This window comes from Enterobacter wuhouensis (assembly GCF_035835995.1).
Lineage (GTDB): Bacteria > Pseudomonadota > Gammaproteobacteria > Enterobacterales > Enterobacteriaceae > Enterobacter > Enterobacter wuhouensis.
Window position 1 is genome coordinate 3723719 of record NZ_CP142124.1, and the last position, 19297, is coordinate 3743015.

The following is a 19297-nucleotide window of genomic DNA, read 5'->3' on the forward strand; positions in this document are numbered from 1 at the left end:
GGCCGGGGTGAGGGGACCAGACCGCACAACATCATCTATTTCAGCGGCGAGTTCTTACGCTCGATGCTGTAGCGCTCAAGCTCTTTGTACGGCACCACTTGGCTTTTCTTCTTGCGCACGTCCACGACGGTCATGCGGTCGGTGCAGGAGTAGCACGGGTCGAGGCTGCCGATGATCAGCGGCGCGTCGGAGACGGTGTTACCGCGCAGCATATAGCGCAGGGTTGGCCAGTTGGCGTAGGTCGCCGCACGGCAGCGCCAGCGGTAGAGCTTCTGGTTGTCGCCGGTCATGCTCCAGTGGATATCGTCCCCGCGCGGCGCTTCGGCAAAGCCGAGGGCAAAGCGGTTTGGAATATAGGTGAAACCCTCCACCATCAGCGGGCCGCCCGGCAGGTTATCGAGGCCGAAGTCGATCATGTTCAGCGCGGTGAACACCTCGTTGATACGCACCTTGAGGCGCGAAATGACGTCGCAGCCGTGCTCGCTGTGCACGGTCATCGGCAGCAGGCCGTAGCCGACGAACGGGTGATCGGCACGGGTGTCGCGGGCGTGGCCGCTGGCGCGCACCATCGGGCCGACGTTGCTGAAGTCGCGGGCGATTTCCGGGTCAAGACGGCCGATGCCGACGGTGCGCTGCTCGATGTTTGGCGTGCTGAGCAGCATGTCCACCAGCTCCTGCACGTCGCGGCGCATCTGCTGCGCCAGCAGGCGGGTCTGGATCATGTCGTCCTTCAGCAGGTCGCGGCGGATCCCGCCGATCAGGTTCAGGCCGTAGGTTTTACGCGCCCCGGTGAGGATCTCCGCCATCTTCATCGACGCCTCGCGCACGCGGAAGAACTGCATAAACCCGGAGTCAAAGCCGACGAAGTGGCAGGCCAGGCCGAGGTTCAGCAGATGCGAGTGCAGGCGCTCCACCTCCAGCAGAATGGCGCGGATCATCTGCGCGCGCTCCGGCACCACGATCCCCATGCCGTTCTCCACCGAGGTGGTGTAGGCGGTGCTGTGGGCGAAGCCGCAGATGCCGCACACGCGGTCAGAGAGGAACGTCACTTCGTTGTAACCCATGCGGGTTTCCGCCAGCTTTTCCATGCCGCGGTGGACATAGAACAGGCGGTAGTCGGCGTCGATGATGTTCTCGCCGTCAACGAACAGGCGGAAGTGGCCCGGTTCGTCGGAGGTGACGTGCAGCGGGCCGATCGGCACCACGTTGTTCTTCTTGCTGCCCAGCTCGTTGATGAACTCGTAGGTTTCGCTGTCGGTGGTCGGCGCCGGGCGCTGGCGGTAGTCCATGCTGTCTTTGCGCAGCGGATAGAGTTCGTCCGGCCAGTCGTCCGGCAGCACCAGGCGGCGCTCGTCCGGCAGACCGACCGGCACCAGGCCGTACATGTCGCGCACTTCGCGCTCGCCCCACACGGCGGCGGGCACGCGCGGCGTGACGGACGGGTATTCTGGCTTATTCGGATCGACCTCGACGCGCACGGTGAGCCAGCACTTTTCGCCCTGCTCCATCGACATCACGTAGTACACCGCATAGTTGCCGCACAGCTGGCGCTCGTCGTTGCCGAACAGCACCGACAGCCAGCCGCCCTGCTGGTAGTACAGAAACTCCACCACTTCCGGCAGGTAGTTCACCTTAATGGTGACGGTTATCTGGTCTTTGGTTTGCCATGACTCCTCCAGCACCACGCCGGGGAAAGCCTGATGCAACGCGGCGAGATACTGCTGACCTTTCTTTTCTTCAGACATAAATACTCTCTTTAATCACGCCACCAGCAAGGAGACGAACGCTAAAAATGCAAAACCAAAACCGGCCCAGGTGATGCGCGACGTTTCGACAAAGCGCAGGCGCGCCATGCTGTTTTCAAACAGGGCAATCACCAGCACGCCGACCAGCAGCTTGAGGGCGGCAACAACCACCGCCAGCACCAGGCCGCCCGCGGAGAAATGGGTCATCTGCCCCCACGGGAAGAAAACGCCGACGAACATCTGCAGCACCACCAGCTGCTTGAGGCTGATGCCCCACTTCAGCACCGCAAAGCCGTAGCCGCTGTATTCGGTAAGCGGCCCTTCCTGCAGCTCCTGCTCCGCTTCCGCGAGGTCGAACGGCAGTTTGCCCATCTCAATAAAGGTGGCGAACGCGCAGGCGCAGAGCGCCAGCACCAGCGGGATCGAGCGCGCCACCGGCCAGTGATAGACGGTGTCGGTGATAAAGCTGATGTGGGTTGAGGCCGCCACCTGCGCGGCGACCCACAGCCCCAGCAGCAGGATCGGCTCCACCAGCACGCCGAGCATCGCCTCGCGGCTGGCGCCGATGCCGGTAAACGGGCTGCCGGTGTCCAGACCCGCAATCGCAAAGAAGAAGCGGGCGATGGCGAAGAGGTAGATCAGCGTAATCAGATCGCCAAGCGCCGGCAGCGGCGAGCCCACCGTCACCACCGGCAGCGCGGTGGCGATGGTCAGCATCACGCCCACCATCACAAACGGCGTCAGGCGGAAGACCCAGCCTGCGGCATCCGGGGCGACGCTCTGACGGGAAAGCAGCTTGAAGAGATCGCGGTACTCCTGGAGCACGCCGGGCCCGCGACGGTTATGCATCCGGGCGCGCGCCACGCGCGTGATGCCCGACAGCAGCGGCGCGACGGCGAACAGCACCAGCGCCTGAAGTATTGCCAGTAACAGACTCATGTCAGGCTCCTCGTGAAATCACAATGACCACCAGCACCGCCAGCTCGATCAGCGCAAGACGGCGGAACAGCAGGGGCACGGCGGCACTCTGCCAGCCCGGCACCCAGTCCACCGGGTTCAGCCAGTGGCGCAGCTTCAGCACGGCGGCGAAGTTCTCCTTCACCGGCATGGCGAAGCCGTGGGCGGTGATAACCATCGACTGCTCGTGTTCATAGCCGCAGGCCCACGCCGAACCGCGCGCGCGGGAGGCGAGACGGTCGCGTTTGAAGAACAGCATCAGCAAGAACGGCAGAAGCGGCGCGGCAACCAGCAGCAGCGCAATCATCGGCTGGGAAACGACGGTATGCGCCGTCGCGAGCGGCAGCGGAATAGCGCGCCCCAGCAGCGGCAGCAGCCACGGCGCGGCGACCCCGCCCGCGATGCAGCAGATCGCCAGCGCGACCACACTTATCGCCATCAGTACCGGCGCGCAGCAGGCGTTTTCAGCTTCGCGGGTGCGCGGCGCGCCGAGGAAGGTCACGCCGTAAACTTTGGCCATGCACATCACCGCCAGCGCGCCGGTAATCGCCAGACCGACCGCCAGCAGCGGGCCAAGCAGGCGCGCGATGAACGTATCGCTCTGACCGAGCGCGAAGAAGGACTGATAGATCACCCACTCTCCGGCAAAGCCGTTCAGCGGCGGCAGCGCGGCCATCGCCATCAGCCCGACCAGCATCGCCAGTGAAATCACCGGCATCTTTTTACCGATGCCGCCGAGCTTTTCGATATCGCGATGGCCGGTGCGGAACCAGACGCTGCCCGCCCCGAGGAACAGCGTGCTTTTAAACAGGCTGTGGTTGACGAGGTGATACAGGCCGCCGATAAACCCGGCGGCAATCAGCGCCGGCTGGTTAAGCGCCAGCCCGGTCACGCCCGCGCCCATTCCGAGCAGGATGATGCCGATGTTTTCCAGCGTGTGGTATGCCAGCAGGCGCTGGATGTTGTGCTCCATCAGCGCGTACAGCCCGCCGACGAACGCGGTAATCATGCCTGCGACCAGCAGCACGATGCCCCACCACAGCGGCGGCTGCCCGTTGGTCAGGGTTATCGCCAGAATGCCGAACAGCCCTACCTTCATGACGACGGTGGAGAACAGCGCGGCGGCGGGCGCGGAGGCGTTCGCATGCGCCTGGGGTACCCAGCCGTGCAGCGGGATAATCCCGGCCAGCAGGCCAAAACCGACGACGCCGAGAACCCAGACGTCATTGCCCAGCGCCTGGCCGTGAAGCGCGGCAAAGTCCAGCGTGCCGAAACGCTGCCACACCAGCCAGCAGGCCAGCGCCAGCAGCAGCGTGCCGAGGCGCCCGAGCGCAAACCACAGCTTGCCGGAGGCGCTGCAGCCCGTCAGGAACACGCCGCACAGCGCCATGATTTCGGCCATCACCACCAGCGCACCGAGGTTGCTGGCGATAACGGTGCAGACCGCCGTCGCCATCAGCAGATTGACCAGCAGGCCGTTAGCTTTGACCTGCTGATGGCGATGCCAGTCAATATTGAACAGGCTGATAAACAGCCCGCACAGGCCAAACGTCACCAGCCAGATGGCGTTCAGCGGCGTAAGCGCGACGGTATAGCGGATCAGCGGCATGAGTGCGGAAACGGACTGCCCGCCGATCAGGACGACGCCGCCCGCAGCCAGCGTCATCAGGCTGCCGACCGCCCCGCCGATACCGGCGATCCAGCCGCTCAGGGTTTTATGAAAAGAGAAGATCAGCGCCAGCACGGCGGCAGCGGCAAAGTACGCCACGGCGCTGTTAATCATGGTAATGGCGTTCATTTCGCCCCCTCGTTAAGCGCCTGCAGAAGCGAAAGATCGCCGACGTCGGTATTAATGGTCAGCTCGCGCTTGCGCCTGCTGGTGCGGGCAATGTCGCGAATGTTGACCAGAATCAGCGCTTTGGTCGGGCAGGTGCGCACGCACGCCGGGCCTTGTTCATCGAAGCTGCACAGATCGCACTTCACCGCAACGGCACGGATGCCGGGCACCCAGTCCAGCAGCGTGCTCACGCGTGCCGGAGCCGGTGGCGCAGGCGGGGCTTTCGGCGTGTTTGCGTTCGCCGGAATATGCAGCGGGCGGCTGCCGGAAAATTCGATGGCGCCGAACGGACAGGCGATGCCGCACAGCTTGCAGCTAACGCACAGGCTTTCATTCAGCTGGACGGCACCGTCAACGCGGGTGATGGCGTTAACGGGGCAGACGCCCGCGCAGGGGGCATCCTCGCAGTGGTGGCAGAGCTGCGGGGCAGACTCTTTTTCATTACGCATGACGCGCAGGCGCGGCATGGACTGTAGCCCGTGCAGGCGATGCGTTTCTGAACACGCCGCCTCACAGGTTCGACAGCCAATACAGACCGTCGAGTCAGCAATTACAAAACGGTTCACCGGGCAATCCTCTGGTGATGGTCATTTTTGACGAAAAAACTGTCGTGTCGACACATCTCGACACGCGATATTCAGGCCACGTTTGCCGGGGCGTTTCCATCCATCAGCTGCTGCAGGTTGACCGGCAAATCGTGTTCAACCGCCGCGTAGAGCCCGTTGTACACCGGCGCGATTTTCTCCAGATAGTGCTCAAGCACCTGCTGGCGATCGCGATTGCTGACGTGACCGTCCACCATGCCGTCGGCCATCAGCTGCGCCTTCGCAATACACTGTTTTTCACCCTCTTTTGTCTCGACGTAGTACTCGATGGTGTGGCTGTTAAAACTCTCTGCCAGAGTGACGTTGATCGTAAAGTGACCGAATAACACAAAGCGCATATCCCCCTGCGACGCACAGCTCATGGCGTGGTGCAGGCGGGCTTTCGACAGGGTGATCCCCTGAACCAGAGAGTTGCAGTAGAGGTGCCACTGATCCTGCAGCTGCTGGTGACGCTGCGCGATGTAGTCAGCTTTTTCGCTAATTTCCCAAATAGTCATAAAAGGTATCCGCGTAATGGAGATAGCGGCTGTTAAGCAGATTCCGTGCCAGTTTTTAATTTATTGAATTTTAAAGGATTTAACGAAGCTCACGCTGTCATCATCGGGGTGTCGACGTGTCATTTCGACAGCGTTGACATCGTCACGCCTTAACAAAAATCAAGCTGGCACCGTTATTGCATTGAATGGCGCAAATCATTGAGGAGGCGTCATGCACGAAATTACCCTCTGCCAGCGGGCCCTGGAGCTTATCGAACAGCAGGCAGTGCAAAACCACGCGAAGCGCGTTACCGGCGTCTGGCTGAAGGTTGGCGCGTTTTCCTGCGTCGAGACCAGCGCCCTCACCTTCTGCTTTGAGCTGGTGTGCCGCGGTACGCTGGCGGAAGGATGCGAGCTGCATATCGACGAGCAGCAGGCGGAGTGCTGGTGCGAGCAGTGCCAGCAGTACGTCACCCTGCTGTCATCAAAGGTTCAGCGCTGCCCGCAGTGCCAGAGCGCCGGGCTGCGCATCGTGGCGGACGACGGTATGCAGATCCAACGCCTCGAAATCGAGAAGGAGTAAGTTATGTGTAGCACCTGCGGTTGCGCCGAAGGCAACCTGTATATAGAAGGGGATGAACACCGTCCCCACTCCGCGTTTCGCTCCGCGCCCTTTTCTCCTGCCCCGCGGCCTGCGGCGGCCTTAACCGGTATCACCTTCGCCCCGCAACAATCCGCTGCGGGCGATCTGCACTACGGCCACGGCGAGGCGGGTACCCACGCGCCGGGCATGAGCCAGCGCCAGATGCTGGAGGTGGAGATCGACGTGCTGGACAAAAATAACCGGCTCGCCGCCCGCAACCGCGCCCGTTTTGCCGCCCGTAAACAGCTGGTGCTGAACCTGGTCTCCAGCCCCGGTTCCGGCAAAACCACGCTGCTGACCGAAACGCTCAAACGCCTGAACGCGCGCGTCTCCTGCGCCGTTATCGAAGGCGATCAGCAAACCGTTAATGACGCCGCGCGCATTCGCGAAACCGGCACCCCGGCGATTCAGGTCAACACCGGCAAAGGCTGCCATCTGGACGCGCAGATGATTGCCGATGCCGCCCCGCGACTGCCGCTGGCGGATAACGGCATCCTGTTTATTGAAAACGTCGGCAACCTGGTCTGCCCGGCGAGCTTTGACCTTGGCGAACGACACAAGGTCGCAGTGCTTTCCGTGACAGAAGGGGAAGACAAACCGCTGAAATATCCGCATATGTTTGCTGCGGCCTCCATCATGCTGCTGAACAAAGTTGACCTGCTGCCGTACCTGAATTTCGACGTGGATAAGTGTCTGGCGTATGCCCGGGAAGTGAATCCGGAGATTCAGATCCTGCTGGTCTCCGCCACGCGCGGCGACGGCATGGACGCCTGGCTGAACTGGCTGGAGAGTGAACGATGTGCATAGGCGTACCGGGGCAGATCCATTCCATTGACGGGAATCAGGCCAAAGTCGAGGTCTGCGGCATCCTGCGCGACGTCGACCTGACGCTGGTAGGCAGCACTGACGAAACGGGCGCCTCGCGCCTCGGCCAGTGGGTGCTGGTCCACGTGGGGTTTGCGATGAGCGTAATAAATGAAGCGGAAGCCCGCGACACCCTCGACGCCCTGCAAAACATGTTCGACGTGGAGCCTGACGTAGGCGCGCTCCTGTTCGGCGAGGAGCGATAGCATATGCGTTACGTTGATGAATACCGCGCGCCGGAACAGGTGATGCAGCTTATCGGGCACCTGAAAACGCGCGCGGCGCAGCTGGACTACACGAAAGAAAAACCGCTGCGGATCATGGAGGTGTGCGGCGGGCATACCCACGCCATCTTCAAGTTTGGCCTCGACCAGCTGCTGCCGGAAAACATCGAGTTTATCCACGGCCCCGGCTGCCCGGTCTGCGTTCTGCCGATGGGGCGCATCGACAGCTGTATTGAAATCGCCAGCCATCCCGACGTGATCTTCTGCACCTTTGGCGACGCGATGCGCGTGCCGGGGAAAAAGGGATCGCTGCTGCAGGCGAAGGCGCGCGGCGCGGACGTGCGGATCGTTTACTCGCCGATCGATGCCCTGACGCTGGCAGAGAATAACCCCTCGCGCAGGGTCGTGTTTTTTGGCCTGGGGTTTGAAACCACCATGCCCGCCACCGCCATCACGCTCCAGCAGGCGAAAGCGCGTAAGCTCGACAACTTTTTCTTTTTTTGCCAGCACATTACGCTCATTCCCACGCTGCGCAACCTGCTGGAAGAGCCGGGAAACGGGATAGACGCCTTTCTGGCACCGGGCCACGTCAGCATGGTGATTGGCACAGACGCCTACGGCTTTATCGCTGAACGGTACAATCGTCCGTTAGTGGTCGCTGGTTTCGAACCGCTTGATCTACTGCAAGGCGTGACCATGCTGGTTGAGCAGAAAATAGCGGCCCTGAGCGCGGTAGAAAATCAGTATCGCCGCGTGGTGCCTGATGCGGGCAATGCGCTCGCCCAGCAGGCGATAGCCGACGTGTTTTGCGTCGAAGGCGGCAGCGAGTGGCGCGGCCTGGGGCTGATTGCCGAATCCGGCGTGAGATTAACGCCGGCCTACCGCTCGTTCGACGCCGAGGCGCATTTCCGCCCGCAGCCGCAGCAGGTTTGCGACGATCCGCGCGCCCGCTGCGGCGAGGTACTCACCGGAAAATGTAAACCGCATCAATGCCCGTTATTGGGTAACACCTGTAACCCGCAAACCGCGTTTGGCGCGCTGATGGTCTCCTCTGAGGGCGCATGTGCCGCGTGGTATCAGTATCGCAATCAGGAGTGTGAAGTATGAACACGGTTGAAATGGCGCACGGAAGCGGTGGACAGGCGATGCAGCAGCTGATTAACCGGCTGTTCATGGAGGCGTTTAACAATCCCTGGCTTGCCGAACAGGAAGACCAGGCGCGCATTGACCTCACGACCCTGACCGCGCAGGGCGACCGGCTGGCCTTCTCCACCGACAGCTACGTGATTGACCCGCTGTTCTTTCCGGGGGGCGATATCGGCAAGCTCGCCGTCTGCGGTACGGCGAACGACGTAGCCGTTAGCGGCGCGGTCCCCCGCTACCTCTCGTGCGGGTTTATCCTCGAAGAAGGGCTACCAATGGAGACGCTCGCGGCGGTGGTCAACAGCATGGCGCAGACCGCGCGCGAGGCGGGCATTGCTATCGTGACCGGGGATACCAAAGTGGTGCAGCGCGGCGCGGCCGATAAGCTTTTCATCAACACCGCCGGCATGGGGGCGATCCCCGCCGATATCCACTGGGGCGCGCAGCAGCTTGCCGCGGGCGACGTGCTGATCGTCAGCGGAACGCTGGGCTGCCACGGGGCAACGATTCTTAACCTCCGCGAAGGCCTGGGGCTGGACGGCGAGCTGCGCAGCGACTGCGCGGTACTCACTCCGCTTATCCAGACGCTACGCGCCATTCCGGGGGTAAAAGCCCTGCGCGACGCCACGCGAGGCGGCGTCAACGCCGTGGTGCACGAGTTCGCCGCAAGCTGCGGGTACGGCATCGAACTGACCGAGCGCGGTCTGCCGGTTAAACCTGCCGTGCGCGGGCTGTGCGAGCTATTAGGCCTCGATCCGCTAAACTTTGCTAACGAAGGCAAGCTGGTCATCGGCGTGAATCGCGCGGCGGCGGAAGCCGTACTTGCGCAGCTGAGCGCACATCCCTTAGGCAAGGATGCGGCAATCATCGGCGAGGTGGTTGAGCGCAAAGGGGTGCGCCTGGCCGGACTGTATGGCGTTAAGCGTACGCTGGATCTCCCGCACGCGGAGCCGTTACCCCGTATTTGCTAGACCGCGCCATAAGCGGTCAGCACTCAATTTATCTTTTTGCCAGTTTCAAGTGGAAAGCAATAATGCCGTATACACCGATGAGCGATCTAGGACAGCAGGGCCTGTTTGACATCACGCGCACACTTTTACAGCAGCCCGATCTCGGTTCGCTCAGCGATGCCCTGACGCGGCTGGTCAGGCAATCGGCGCTGGCCGACAGCGCCGCCGTTGTGCTCTGGCATAGCGGAACGCATCGCGCGAGCTATTACTCAACGCGTGATAACGGCAAACCCTTTGAATACGAAGATGAAACCTTTCTGGCGCACGGTCCGGTGCGGCGCATTCTTTCCCGCCCGGAGGTACTGCACTGCAACTTTGCGGAATTTCGACAGGCCTGGCCAAAGCTGGCGGAGAGCAATATTTACCAGCCTTTCGGCCATTACTGCATGTTACCCCTGGCGGCGGAAGGCCACATCTTTGGCGGCTGCGAGTTTATCCGCAATACGGACCAGCCCTGGACCGAGGCGGAGTACGAACGCCTGCATACCTTCACCCAGATTGTGGGCGTGGTGGCAGAGCAGATCCAAAGCCGGGTCACCAACAACGTGGATTTCGACCTGCTGAGCCGCGAGCGCGACAACTTTCGCATTCTGGTCGCCATCACCAACGCCGTGCTGTCACGGCTCGACATGGACGAGCTGGTCAGCGAAGTCTCGAAAGAGATCCACCACTATTTCAAAATCGACGCCATCAGCATTGCGCTGCGCGGGCACCGCAAGGGCAAGCTGAACATCTACTCCACGCATTATCTCGATGAAGCCAACCCTGCGCACGAGCAGAGCGAAGTGGACGAAGCGGGTACGCTTTCTGAGCGAGTGTTTAAAAGCAAAGAGATCCTGCTGCTTAACCTCAACGAGCAGGACCCGGTCGCGCCGTACGAGCGGATGCTGTTTAACACCTGGGGCAACAAAATCCAGACGCTGTGCCTGCTGCCGCTGATGTCCGGCAACACCATGCTGGGCGTGCTGAAGCTGGCGCAGTGCGAGGAAGGCGTGTTTACCACCGCCAACCTGAAGCTGCTGCGCCAGATCGCCGAGCGCATCTCTATTGCCCTGGATAACGCCCTTGCCTATCAGGAAATTCATCGCCTGAAAGAACGGCTGGTGGATGAGAACCTGGCCCTGACCGAACAGCTCAACAACGTCGACAGCGAGTTTGGCGAAATCATCGGGCGCAGCGACGCCATGTACAGCGTGCTCAAGCAGGTTGAGATGGTGGCGCAGAGCGACAGCACGGTGCTGATCCTCGGCGAAACCGGCACCGGCAAGGAGCTGATCGCCAGGGCTATTCACAACCTGAGCAACCGCAACAGCCGCCGCATGGTGAAGATGAACTGCGCCGCCATGCCCGCGGGCCTGCTGGAAAGCGATCTGTTCGGCCACGAACGCGGCGCGTTCACCGGGGCAAGCAGCCAGCGGCTGGGGCGTTTCGAGCTGGCGGACAAAAGCTCGCTGTTCCTCGACGAGGTGGGCGATATGCCGCTGGAGCTACAGCCCAAGCTGCTGCGCGTACTGCAGGAGCAGGAGTTTGAGCGCCTTGGCAGCAACAAGCTTATCCAGACCGACGTGCGGCTAATTGCCGCCACCAACCGCGACCTGAAAAAAATGGTCGCCGACCGCGAATTTCGAAGCGATCTCTATTACCGCCTGAACGTCTTCCCGATCTGCCTGCCGCCGCTGCGCGAGCGCCCGGAAGATATCCCCCTGCTGGTGAAGGCCTTTACCGCCAAAATTGCGCGGCGGATGGGGCGAAACATCGACAGCATCCCCGCCGAAACGCTGCGTACCCTTTCGTCGATGGAGTGGCCGGGCAACGTGCGCGAGCTGGAAAACGTCATTGAGCGCGCGGTGCTGCTGACGCGCGGAAGCGTTCTTCAGCTCTCCCTGCCTGAAATCTCGCCGCCGGACGAAACCCGCGCTGCGGCAGAGGTGGCGCAGGACGGCGAAGATGAATATCAGCTGATAATGCGCGTACTCAAGGAGACGAACGGCGTCGTTGCGGGGCCAAAAGGCGCGGCCCAGCGGCTGGGGCTGAAGCGCACCACCCTGCTCTCACGCATGAAGCGTCTGGGAATCGATAAAGAGAGCCTGGTTTAACCCGTCATTCCGGCGCCGTTGCGGGCGCCGCCTTTCGTTACCCCGCGCAATTGTCCCTCATTGACACAATATATTTTCCTCTGTATAAAATTCCGCCTCAATAATGCGTTTCATTTGCATTAATAATAATTTTAATGAAGGGTAGCGTGTAATGAAAAAGGTCATCTTTGCGTTAGGTCTGGCGGTTGCGTCGATCGGCTCTGCTCTGGCAACAACGTATCCGCTGACGATTGAAAACTGCGGCTACAAAGAGACGTTTACCAAACCGCCTGAGCGCGTCGTTGCCCTTGGTCAGAATACGGTGGAGATTTTGCTTCTGCTGGGGCTGGAAGATAAGGTCAAAGCCAGCGCCTTCTGGCCGACCAAAGTCTTGCCGCAGCTGGCTGAACAGAACGCAAAAGTGAAGACGCTGACGGTTGAAATTCCTACCCTTGAATCCATCCTTTCGCAAAACCCTGACTTTGTTCCTGCCCAGCTTCCCCTGCTGCTTGGGCCAGAGAGTAAGGTCGCCAAACGGGAAGATCTGGCCACCGTCGGCGTGAACAGCTATTTATCGCCGGGCATGTGCGCCACCAAAAAAGCGGCCGGGGATATGTACGGCAGCCGCCAGACGCTGTGGGATATGACCTATCTCTATAAAGAGATCGAAGATTTCGCCAAAATTTTCAACGTTGAAGATCGCGGTCGGGCCGTCATTGCCGATTTCAAAAAACGCGAGGCCGACCTGCGTCAGGAGTTCGGTAAGAGCAAAAAAGATCTGTCGTTCGTCTTCTGGTTCTCCAGCGCATCCCCGTCTGCTGATGCCTACGTTGGCGGTAAAAACAGCGCCTCCGGATTTATTGCCAACGTGCTGGGCGGCCATAACGCCATCACCTCCGAAACCGAATGGCCGACCGTGGGCTGGGAAAGCATTATTGCCGCCAACCCGGACGTGATCGTCGTCTCCAGCCTGGATCGTAACCGCTGGGCGCTCGATAACGCGGAAGAGAAAATCAAATTTCTGAAAAGCGATCCCGCCGTCAGCCAGCTCGATGCCGTCAAAAAAGGCCATATCGTGGTGATGGACGGTCAGGCCATGAACCCGACGATTCGTACGATTTACGGGGCTGAACAGGTGGGCGAACAGCTCAGAAAGCTGGGGCTGAACTGATGACGGCAGCCGTACTGCAGGCCCGACAGGGCCTGTTCCTGACCACGTCCGCTCTGCTTGCTATCGTCCTGTTATTTTTGGTGATTGCCCTTGGCGTCAGCGTCGGCGAACTGTCGATTCCGCTCTCTAACGTCTTTTACGCTATCGGTAATAAGCTGGGGCTGACCGAGGTTCCGCTCAACCGCATCTATGAGAGCGTTATCTGGGACTTCCGCCTGAGCCGCGCGCTGGTGGCGGCCTGCTGCGGTGCCGGGCTTGCCATCTGCGGCGCCGTGCTGCAAAGCCTGCTGAAAAACGCGCTGGCGGAACCCTACGTGCTGGGCGTGTCCGCAGGCGCGTCTACGGGTGCAGTGTCCGTCGTGGTATTGGGCATCGGCACCGGCGCGGTGTCGCTTTCTGCGGGCGCGTTTGCCGGGGCGTTCGCCGCTTTCGCCTTTGTCGCCTTCCTGACGAACGGCGCGCGCGGCGGCAATGAGCGTACGATCCTGGCAGGGGTTGCCGCCTCGCAGCTGTTCAACGCCATTACCGCCTACACCATCAGCACCTCCGCCAGCGCGCAGCAGGCGCGCGACGTGATGTTCTGGCTGCTCGGCAGCTTTAGCGGCGTGCGCTGGCCCGAGTTCCAGCTGGCGCTGGTCGTGGTGCTGGCGGGTCTGGCCGTGTGTCTCTACTACTCCCGCGCGCTGGATGCGTTCACCTTCGGGGACGATGCCGCCGCGTCGCTCGGCATTAACGTGCCCTGGGTGCGTCTGGCGCTATTTACCGCCACCGCGCTGATTACCGCGACGATCGTCAGCATGGCAGGCTCTATCGGCTTTGTCGGGCTGGTGGTACCGCACATCATGCGCTTCCTGTTCGGTCCGCTGCACCGCACGCTACTTATTGCCAGCGCGCTGGCGGGCGCGATCCTGATGGTGCTGGCAGACATTGCCTCGCGCATGCTGATTGCCCCGCAAAGCCTGCCCGTCGGCGTGGTGACCGCGCTGGTTGGCGTCCCGTTCTTTGCCGTGATTATCTATCGCTCAAGGAATAAGTGATGAGTATCTGCGCTGAAAATATTACCTGGAAGGTAGGTAAAAAAGTCATCGTGAATGACGTCTCGCTGAAGGTCTCCCGGGGCGAAACGGTAGGACTGCTTGGCCCAAACGGCTGCGGCAAATCGTCCCTTTTGCGTATCCTCGCCGGGCTGCGCCGCCCGGATGCCGGCTGCGTGACCCTCGACGGCCAGGACATTTCCCGCATTGCCAAAAAGCAGCTTGCCCGCCGCGTGGCGTTCGTTGAGCAGCACGGCATGACCGACGCCAACATGCGCGTGCGCGACGTGGTAAAGCTCGGGCGTATTCCGCACCACTCTGCCTTCTCGAACTGGAGCGCGCAGGATGACGAAATCGTCAACGCCGCCCTTGCGCGCGTGGACATGCTGGACCGCGGCGAGCAGGGCTGGCTGAGCCTGTCCGGCGGAGAGCGCCAGCGCGTCCATATTGCCCGCGCGCTGGCTCAGGCTCCGACAGAAATCCTGCTGGATGAACCGACCAACCACCTGGATATTCATCATCAAATGCAGCTGATGCACTTGATCAGCGAATTACCCGTCACCAGCATCGTCGCCATCCACGACCTCAACCACGCGTCGATGTTCTGCGATTCGCTGATAGTGATGCAAAAAGGGCAAATTGTGACCACGGGAACCCCGCAGGAGATTTTATCCGAGGAGCTGCTCTGGGATGTGTTCAGAGTGAAAACCAAAATTGAGATCTCCCCGTACCATGGCAAAAAGCACATTCACTTTATCGTGTAGGAGCGAGTAGACGGTATGCCCCTGCGCACCGCCACGACCCTCTGGCCGCCCGTATTACTGGGCAGCCAGTTTGTGTTTAACATCGGCTTTTACGCCGTCGTGCCTTTCCTGGCGATATTTTTACGCGACGACATGCTGCTCTCCGGCGGGCTTATCGGGCTGGTGCTCGGGCTGCGCACGTTTTCGCAGCAGGGCATGTTTATCGTCGGCGGCGCGCTTTCGGACAAATACGGCGCGAAGGTCGTTATCCTGAGCGGCTGCGTTATCCGCGTCGCGGGCTATCTGCTGCTGGCCTTCGGGCAATCGCTGTGGCCCATTATTCTCGGGGCGTGTCTGACCGGCATCGGCGGCGCGCTCTTCTCGCCCTCCATTGAGGCGCTGCTGGCAAAAGCAGGCACGCAAAGCGAGGCGAAAGGAAAACGCAGCCGGGCGGAGTGGTTTGCGCTCTTTGCCGTGTGCGGCGAACTCGGCGCGGTGCTGGGCCCCGTGGCGGGCGCGCTGCTGACGGGGCTGGGCTTTCGCCAGGTCGCGCTGGCGGGCGCGGGGATATTTATCGCGGCGCTGGCGATCCTGTTTTTCTGCCTGCCTGCTGCGCATCAGAGCCAGCGGGCGCTCAACATTCTTCCCTGGTGGACGACGTTCCGCCAGCCGCGTTTTGTGGCCTTTATCATCGCCTACAGCTCATGGCTGTTGAGCTACAACCAGCTGTACCTGGCGCTGCCGGTGGAGATCCAGCGCTCCGGCGGCACCGAGAAAGATCTGGGGCCGCTTTTTATGCTGGCCTCGGTGCTGATTATCGCGTTTCAGCTGCCGCTGGCGCGTGTCGCCAGACGAGTCGGCGCGGTCAAAATTTTACCGGTGGGCTTTTTGCTGCTCTCCGCCTCCTTTGCGAGCGTGGCCCTGTTTGCATCGACTGAGCCGTCGGAAGGCTGGCTGCGGCTGCTGCCCTCTGCAATTTTCGTCACCCTGTTGACGCTGGGGCAAATGCTGCTGGTGCCGTCGGCAAAAGATTTGATCCCGCATTTCGCCGAGGAATCAACGCTGGGTGCGCACTATGGCGCCCTCTCTACTGCAGGCGGCATCGCGGTGCTGGCGGGAAATTTGCTGTTTGGCAGCCTGCTGGATCGGGCGCTTGTGCCCTCAGCGCAGGCGGTTTATCCCTGGCTGCTGCTGGCGCTGTTCCCGCTGTGCAGCGCGGTGGCGCTGAACATCATTTGTCGTCCATTGAGACGCTGAAACGGCTACTTTTTCGGGCGATACTTTTCCGGTAATTCCGGCACCGGGCGGCGATCGTCGATGAGATGGCGGATAGTCAGGATCGGATGACGCCACAGCATACGCGGCCCTGCCCAGCGCATAACCTGCTTCATCTCTTCACGCTTCACCGGCTGGTAGCAGTGCACCGGACACTGCTTGCAGGCGGGCTTTTCCTCACCAAAGACGCATTTATCCAGGCGTTTATCGGCATAGGCATTCAAGGCCTGATAATGCCCTTCTTCTTTTGAGGCCTGCGGGCACTGTTTTTCATACAGGGCGATCATTTTGGCGATCGTCTCTTTTTCTCGTGAGATGCGTTTACCAGTCATGACGGGGTACCGGGTAATAAAGTGTATTCATAATACCCCTTTACGGTATCGATTTCAGTTGTTGCATTTCGTTTTCTGAATCCGCCTTCCACTCTTAAGCCCGCACCGCCTCATTTTTACTGGTATTTTATACAGGCTTTAATAACAGTCACCGCCAACACCGCAGGAGCCGCTATGCAAGAGATCGCTATCACCAAACCGTATCGCCACCTTAAAGTGGGATATTTCAGAAAACGGCATGAAGACCGCAAGACTAAAATTCCCACACGCTACAGCGTGCATGCCGCCCTGAGCTTAAAGGGAGACTGGTTAGAACAGGCCGGATTTACCACAAACTCGCAGGTTCGGGTCGGCGTTGAGCGTGGAAAAATCATTATCGAATTAATGTCGGAAGGAGCCTCGTAAAGTCGCGACATTTTACTGCGCCGCATCTTTTTTTCATGCGACAATAGAGGGAACTAACGGCCTTTGAGCCGCTCAAAGCGCAATATTTTCAAGGAAATGGACATCATCACTCCATGAGCACAATCGACAATTTCGACGCACACACGCCTATGATGCAGCAGTATCTGAAGCTGAAGGCACAGCATCCGGAAATCTTGCTGTTTTATCGTATGGGCGATTTTTACGAGCTATTTTACGACGATGCTAAACGTGCGTCGCAGCTGCTCGACATCTCACTGACCAAACGCGGTGCCTCTGCGGGTGAGCCTATCCCGATGGCGGGTATTCCGCATCACGCGGTTGAGAACTACCTGGCCAAACTGGTGAATCAGGGTGAATCCGTCGCCATTTGCGAACAGATTGGCGATCCGGCTACCTCGAAAGGTCCGGTTGAGCGCAAGGTCGTGCGCATCGTTACGCCCGGCACCATCAGCGACGAAGCGCTGCTACAGGAGCGTCAGGATAACCTGCTGGCGGCGCTGTGGCAGGACGGTAAAGGGTTTGGCTACGCCACGCTGGATATCAGTTCCGGGCGTTTTCGCCTGAGTGAACCTGCCGATCGCGAAACCATGGCCGCCGAGCTGCAGCGTACCAATCCGGCTGAGCTGCTCTACGCCGAAGACTTCGCCGAAATGGCGCTGATTGAAGGGCGTCGCGGCCTGCGTCGTCGCCCGCTGTGGGAATTCGAAATTGATACGGCGCGTCAGCAGCTTAATCTGCAGTTTGGCACCCGCGATCTGATTGGCTTTGGCGTAGAGAATGCGCCGCGCGGGCTGTGTGCAGCCGGCTGCCTGCTGCAGTATGTGAAAGATACCCAGCGTACCGCCCTGCCGCATATCCGCTCTATTACCATGGAGCGCCAGCAGGACAGCATCATCATGGATGCCGCCACGCGCCGTAATCTGGAGATCACCCAGAATCTGGCCGGTGGCGTCGAAAATACCCTAGCTTCGGTGCTCGACAGCACCGTCACGCCGATGGGCAGCCGCATGTTGAAGCGCTGGCTGCATATGCCGGTTCGCGATACCGACACGCTGATTGGCCGCCAGCAGACCATTGCCGCCCTGCAGGATCGTTATACCGATCTGCAGCCGGTATTACGCCAGGTTGGCGATCTGGAGCGTATTCTGGCGCGTCTGGCGCTGCGTACGGCTCGCCCGCGCGATCTCGCACGCATGCGTCATGCTTTCCAGCAGTTGCCGGAACTGCGTGCACAGCTGAGTGACGTTAACAGCGAGCCGGTTCAGAAACTCCGCGAAACCATGGGCGAATTTACCGAGCTTCGCGAACTCCTGGAGCGCGCCATCATCGATGCGCCACCGGTGCTTGTGCGTGACGGCGGCGTCATTGCCCCTGGCTATAACGAAGAGCTGGATGAGTGGCGCGCGCTGGCAGATGGCGCAACGGACTATCTCGATAAGCTGGAAATTCGCGAACGCGAGCGGCTGGGCCTCGACACCCTGAAAGTGGGCTATAACGCGGTACACGGCTATTACATTCAGATCAGCCGTGGGCAGAGTCACCTGGCACCGATTCACTACGTGCGTCGCCAGACGTTGAAGAATGCCGAGCGCTATATTATTCCTGAGCTTAAAGAGTATGAGGACAAAGTCCTTACCTCGAAAGGCAAAGCGCTGGCGCTCGAAAAACAGCTGTATGACGAACTGTTCGACATGCTGATGCCGCACCTGGCCGACCTGCAGCTCAGCGCGGGCGCGCTGGCGGAGCTGGATGTACTGGTGAATCTGGCCGAGCGTGCAGAAACGCTGAACTATACCTGCCCGACCTTTACCGATAAGCCCGGCATTCGCATTACCGAAGGCCGCCATCCGGTGGTTGAACGGGTGCTGAACGAGCCGTTCATCGCTAACCCGCTGAGTCTGTCACCGCAGAGAAGAATGCTGATCATTACCGGCCCTAACATGGGCGGTAAAAGTACCTATATGCGCCAGACCGCGCTGATCGCCCTTCTCGCCTATATCGGCAGCTACGTTCCTGCGCAAAAAGTGGAGATCGGCCCAATCGACCGTATCTTCACCCGCGTAGGGGCGGCGGACGATCTGGCAAGCGGCCGTTCAACCTTTATGGTTGAGATGACCGAAACCGCGAACATCCTGCATAACGCCACCGAACACAGCCTGGTGCTGATGGATGAGGTAGGCCGCGGAACGTCAACCTATGATGGCTTGTCCCTGGCTTGGGCCTGTGCTGAGAGCCTGGCAAATAAAATCAAAGCAATGACGCTGTTCGCCACCCATTACTTCGAGCTGACGCAGCTGCCGGAAAAAATGGAGGGCGTTGCCAACGTTCATCTCGACGCGCTGGAGCATGGGGATACCATCGCCTTTATGCACACGGTGCAGGATGGCGCGGCAAGCAAGAGCTATGGCCTGGCCGTAGCGGCGCTGGCAGGCGTGCCAAAAGAGGTGATTAAACGCGCGCGTCAAAAACTGCGGGAGCTGGAAAGCCTGTCGCCGAACGCGGCAGCTACGCAGATTGACGGTACGCAGATGTCGTTGCTGGCCCCGGCGGAAGAGACGTCGCCAGCGGTGGAAGCACTGGAGAATCTCGACCCGGATTCCCTGACGCCGCGTCAGGCGCTGGAGTGGATTTATCGGTTGAAGAGTCTGGTTTAGTTTTCTACGGTCATTCGCCCGGTGGCGCTGCGCTTACCGGGCCTACCGGTTTTGTAGGCCGGGTAAGGCGAAGCCGCCACCCG

18 protein-coding genes are annotated in these 19297 nt (G+C 60.4%); 12 read left to right on the forward strand and 6 right to left on the reverse strand.

What is annotated here, in order from left to right:
* Positions 1–35 precede the first annotated feature (35 nt).
* The 5 genes from VPX56_RS17690 to hycA all read right to left on the reverse strand — a co-directional run bounded on the left by VPX56_RS17690 (position 36) and on the right by hycA (position 5641).
* The gene (locus VPX56_RS17690) at positions 36–1745 is read right to left on the reverse strand and encodes a hydrogenase large subunit (protein WP_326468010.1); all 1710 of its coding nucleotides are present in this window, start codon (positions 1743–1745) and stop codon (positions 36–38) included.
* 15 nt (positions 1746–1760) lie between these two features.
* The gene (locus VPX56_RS17695; protein ID WP_326468012.1) at positions 1761–2684 is read right to left on the reverse strand and encodes a respiratory chain complex I subunit 1 family protein; all 924 of its coding nucleotides are present in this window, start codon (positions 2682–2684) and stop codon (positions 1761–1763) included.
* Position 2685: 1 nt separating this feature from the next.
* On the reverse strand, positions 2686–4500 hold the full coding sequence (gene hycC / locus VPX56_RS17700) for a formate hydrogenlyase subunit 3 (RefSeq protein WP_326468014.1): 1815 nt from the start codon (positions 4498–4500) through the stop codon (positions 2686–2688).
* Positions 4497–5105 carry a 4Fe-4S dicluster domain-containing protein gene (locus VPX56_RS17705; RefSeq protein ID WP_131633742.1) on the reverse strand — a complete coding sequence of 203 codons (609 nt, stop codon included), beginning with the start codon at positions 5103–5105 and terminating at the stop codon, positions 4497–4499. The genes hycC and VPX56_RS17705 overlap by 4 nt, the downstream gene beginning before the upstream one ends.
* Before the next feature lie 71 nt (positions 5106–5176).
* Positions 5177–5641 (reverse strand): formate hydrogenlyase regulator HycA, encoded by a 465-nt coding sequence (gene hycA / locus VPX56_RS17710; protein ID WP_131633741.1) that lies wholly within the window; start codon positions 5639–5641, stop codon positions 5177–5179.
* Between the two features lie 211 nt (positions 5642–5852).
* Here hycA and hypA point away from each other — a divergent pair, with 211 nt between their 5' ends.
* The 10 genes from hypA (at position 5853) to VPX56_RS17760 (ending at position 15784) form a co-directional block, all read left to right on the forward strand.
* Positions 5853–6203 (forward strand): hydrogenase maturation nickel metallochaperone HypA, encoded by a 351-nt coding sequence (hypA, locus tag VPX56_RS17715; RefSeq protein ID WP_131633740.1) that lies wholly within the window; start codon positions 5853–5855, stop codon positions 6201–6203.
* A gap of 3 nt (positions 6204–6206) precedes the next feature.
* Complete coding sequence (gene hypB / locus VPX56_RS17720) at positions 6207–7070, forward strand: hydrogenase nickel incorporation protein HypB (protein WP_131633739.1); 864 nt, start codon at positions 6207–6209, stop codon at positions 7068–7070.
* A complete protein-coding gene (locus tag VPX56_RS17725; protein ID WP_119936001.1) occupies positions 7061–7333 on the forward strand; it encodes a HypC/HybG/HupF family hydrogenase formation chaperone in 273 nt (90 codons plus the stop codon). Before hypB ends, VPX56_RS17725 begins: the two co-directional genes overlap by 10 nt.
* 3 nt (positions 7334–7336) lie before the next feature.
* Positions 7337–8458: a hydrogenase formation protein HypD gene (gene hypD / locus VPX56_RS17730; protein ID WP_326468020.1), complete on the forward strand. Its 1122-nt coding sequence runs from the start codon at positions 7337–7339 to the stop codon at positions 8456–8458.
* Complete coding sequence (hypE, locus tag VPX56_RS17735; RefSeq protein ID WP_263610294.1) at positions 8455–9465, forward strand: hydrogenase expression/formation protein HypE; 1011 nt, start codon at positions 8455–8457, stop codon at positions 9463–9465. The genes hypD and hypE overlap by 4 nt, the downstream gene beginning before the upstream one ends.
* A gap of 62 nt (positions 9466–9527) precedes the next feature.
* Entirely contained in the window at positions 9528–11600 is a 2073-nt protein-coding gene (gene flhA / locus VPX56_RS17740) for a formate hydrogenlyase transcriptional activator FlhA (protein ID WP_131633736.1), read from the forward strand.
* A 151-nt stretch (positions 11601–11751) separates the two neighbouring features.
* On the forward strand, positions 11752–12750 hold the full coding sequence (gene eitA / locus VPX56_RS17745) for a siderophore ABC transporter substrate-binding protein EitA (RefSeq protein ID WP_326468023.1): 999 nt from the start codon (positions 11752–11754) through the stop codon (positions 12748–12750).
* The gene (locus VPX56_RS17750; RefSeq protein WP_263610297.1) at positions 12750–13787 is read left to right on the forward strand and encodes a FecCD family ABC transporter permease; all 1038 of its coding nucleotides are present in this window, start codon (positions 12750–12752) and stop codon (positions 13785–13787) included. Before eitA ends, VPX56_RS17750 begins: the two co-directional genes overlap by 1 nt.
* Positions 13787–14548, forward strand: a complete 762-nt coding sequence (eitC, locus tag VPX56_RS17755) for a siderophore ABC transporter ATP-binding protein EitC (RefSeq protein ID WP_326468026.1) — start codon at positions 13787–13789, stop codon at positions 14546–14548. The genes VPX56_RS17750 and eitC overlap by 1 nt, the downstream gene beginning before the upstream one ends.
* A 15-nt stretch (positions 14549–14563) precedes the next feature.
* Complete coding sequence (locus VPX56_RS17760; protein ID WP_326468028.1) at positions 14564–15784, forward strand: MDR family MFS transporter; 1221 nt, start codon at positions 14564–14566, stop codon at positions 15782–15784.
* 5 nt (positions 15785–15789) lie between these two features.
* Here VPX56_RS17760 and VPX56_RS17765 read toward each other — a convergent pair whose 3' ends face one another.
* Positions 15790–16134, reverse strand: coding sequence for a nitrous oxide-stimulated promoter family protein (locus VPX56_RS17765; RefSeq protein WP_326468030.1), 345 nt, complete (start codon positions 16132–16134; stop codon positions 15790–15792).
* Between the two features lie 174 nt (positions 16135–16308).
* Here VPX56_RS17765 and VPX56_RS17770 point away from each other — a divergent pair, with 174 nt between their 5' ends.
* Positions 16309–16539, forward strand: a complete 231-nt coding sequence (locus VPX56_RS17770; RefSeq protein WP_131633730.1) for a SymE family type I addiction module toxin — start codon at positions 16309–16311, stop codon at positions 16537–16539.
* Positions 16540–16652: 113 nt separating this feature from the next.
* Positions 16653–19214 (forward strand): DNA mismatch repair protein MutS, encoded by a 2562-nt coding sequence (mutS, locus tag VPX56_RS17775; protein ID WP_263610300.1) that lies wholly within the window; start codon positions 16653–16655, stop codon positions 19212–19214.
* Positions 19215–19297: the final 83 nt, after the last annotated feature.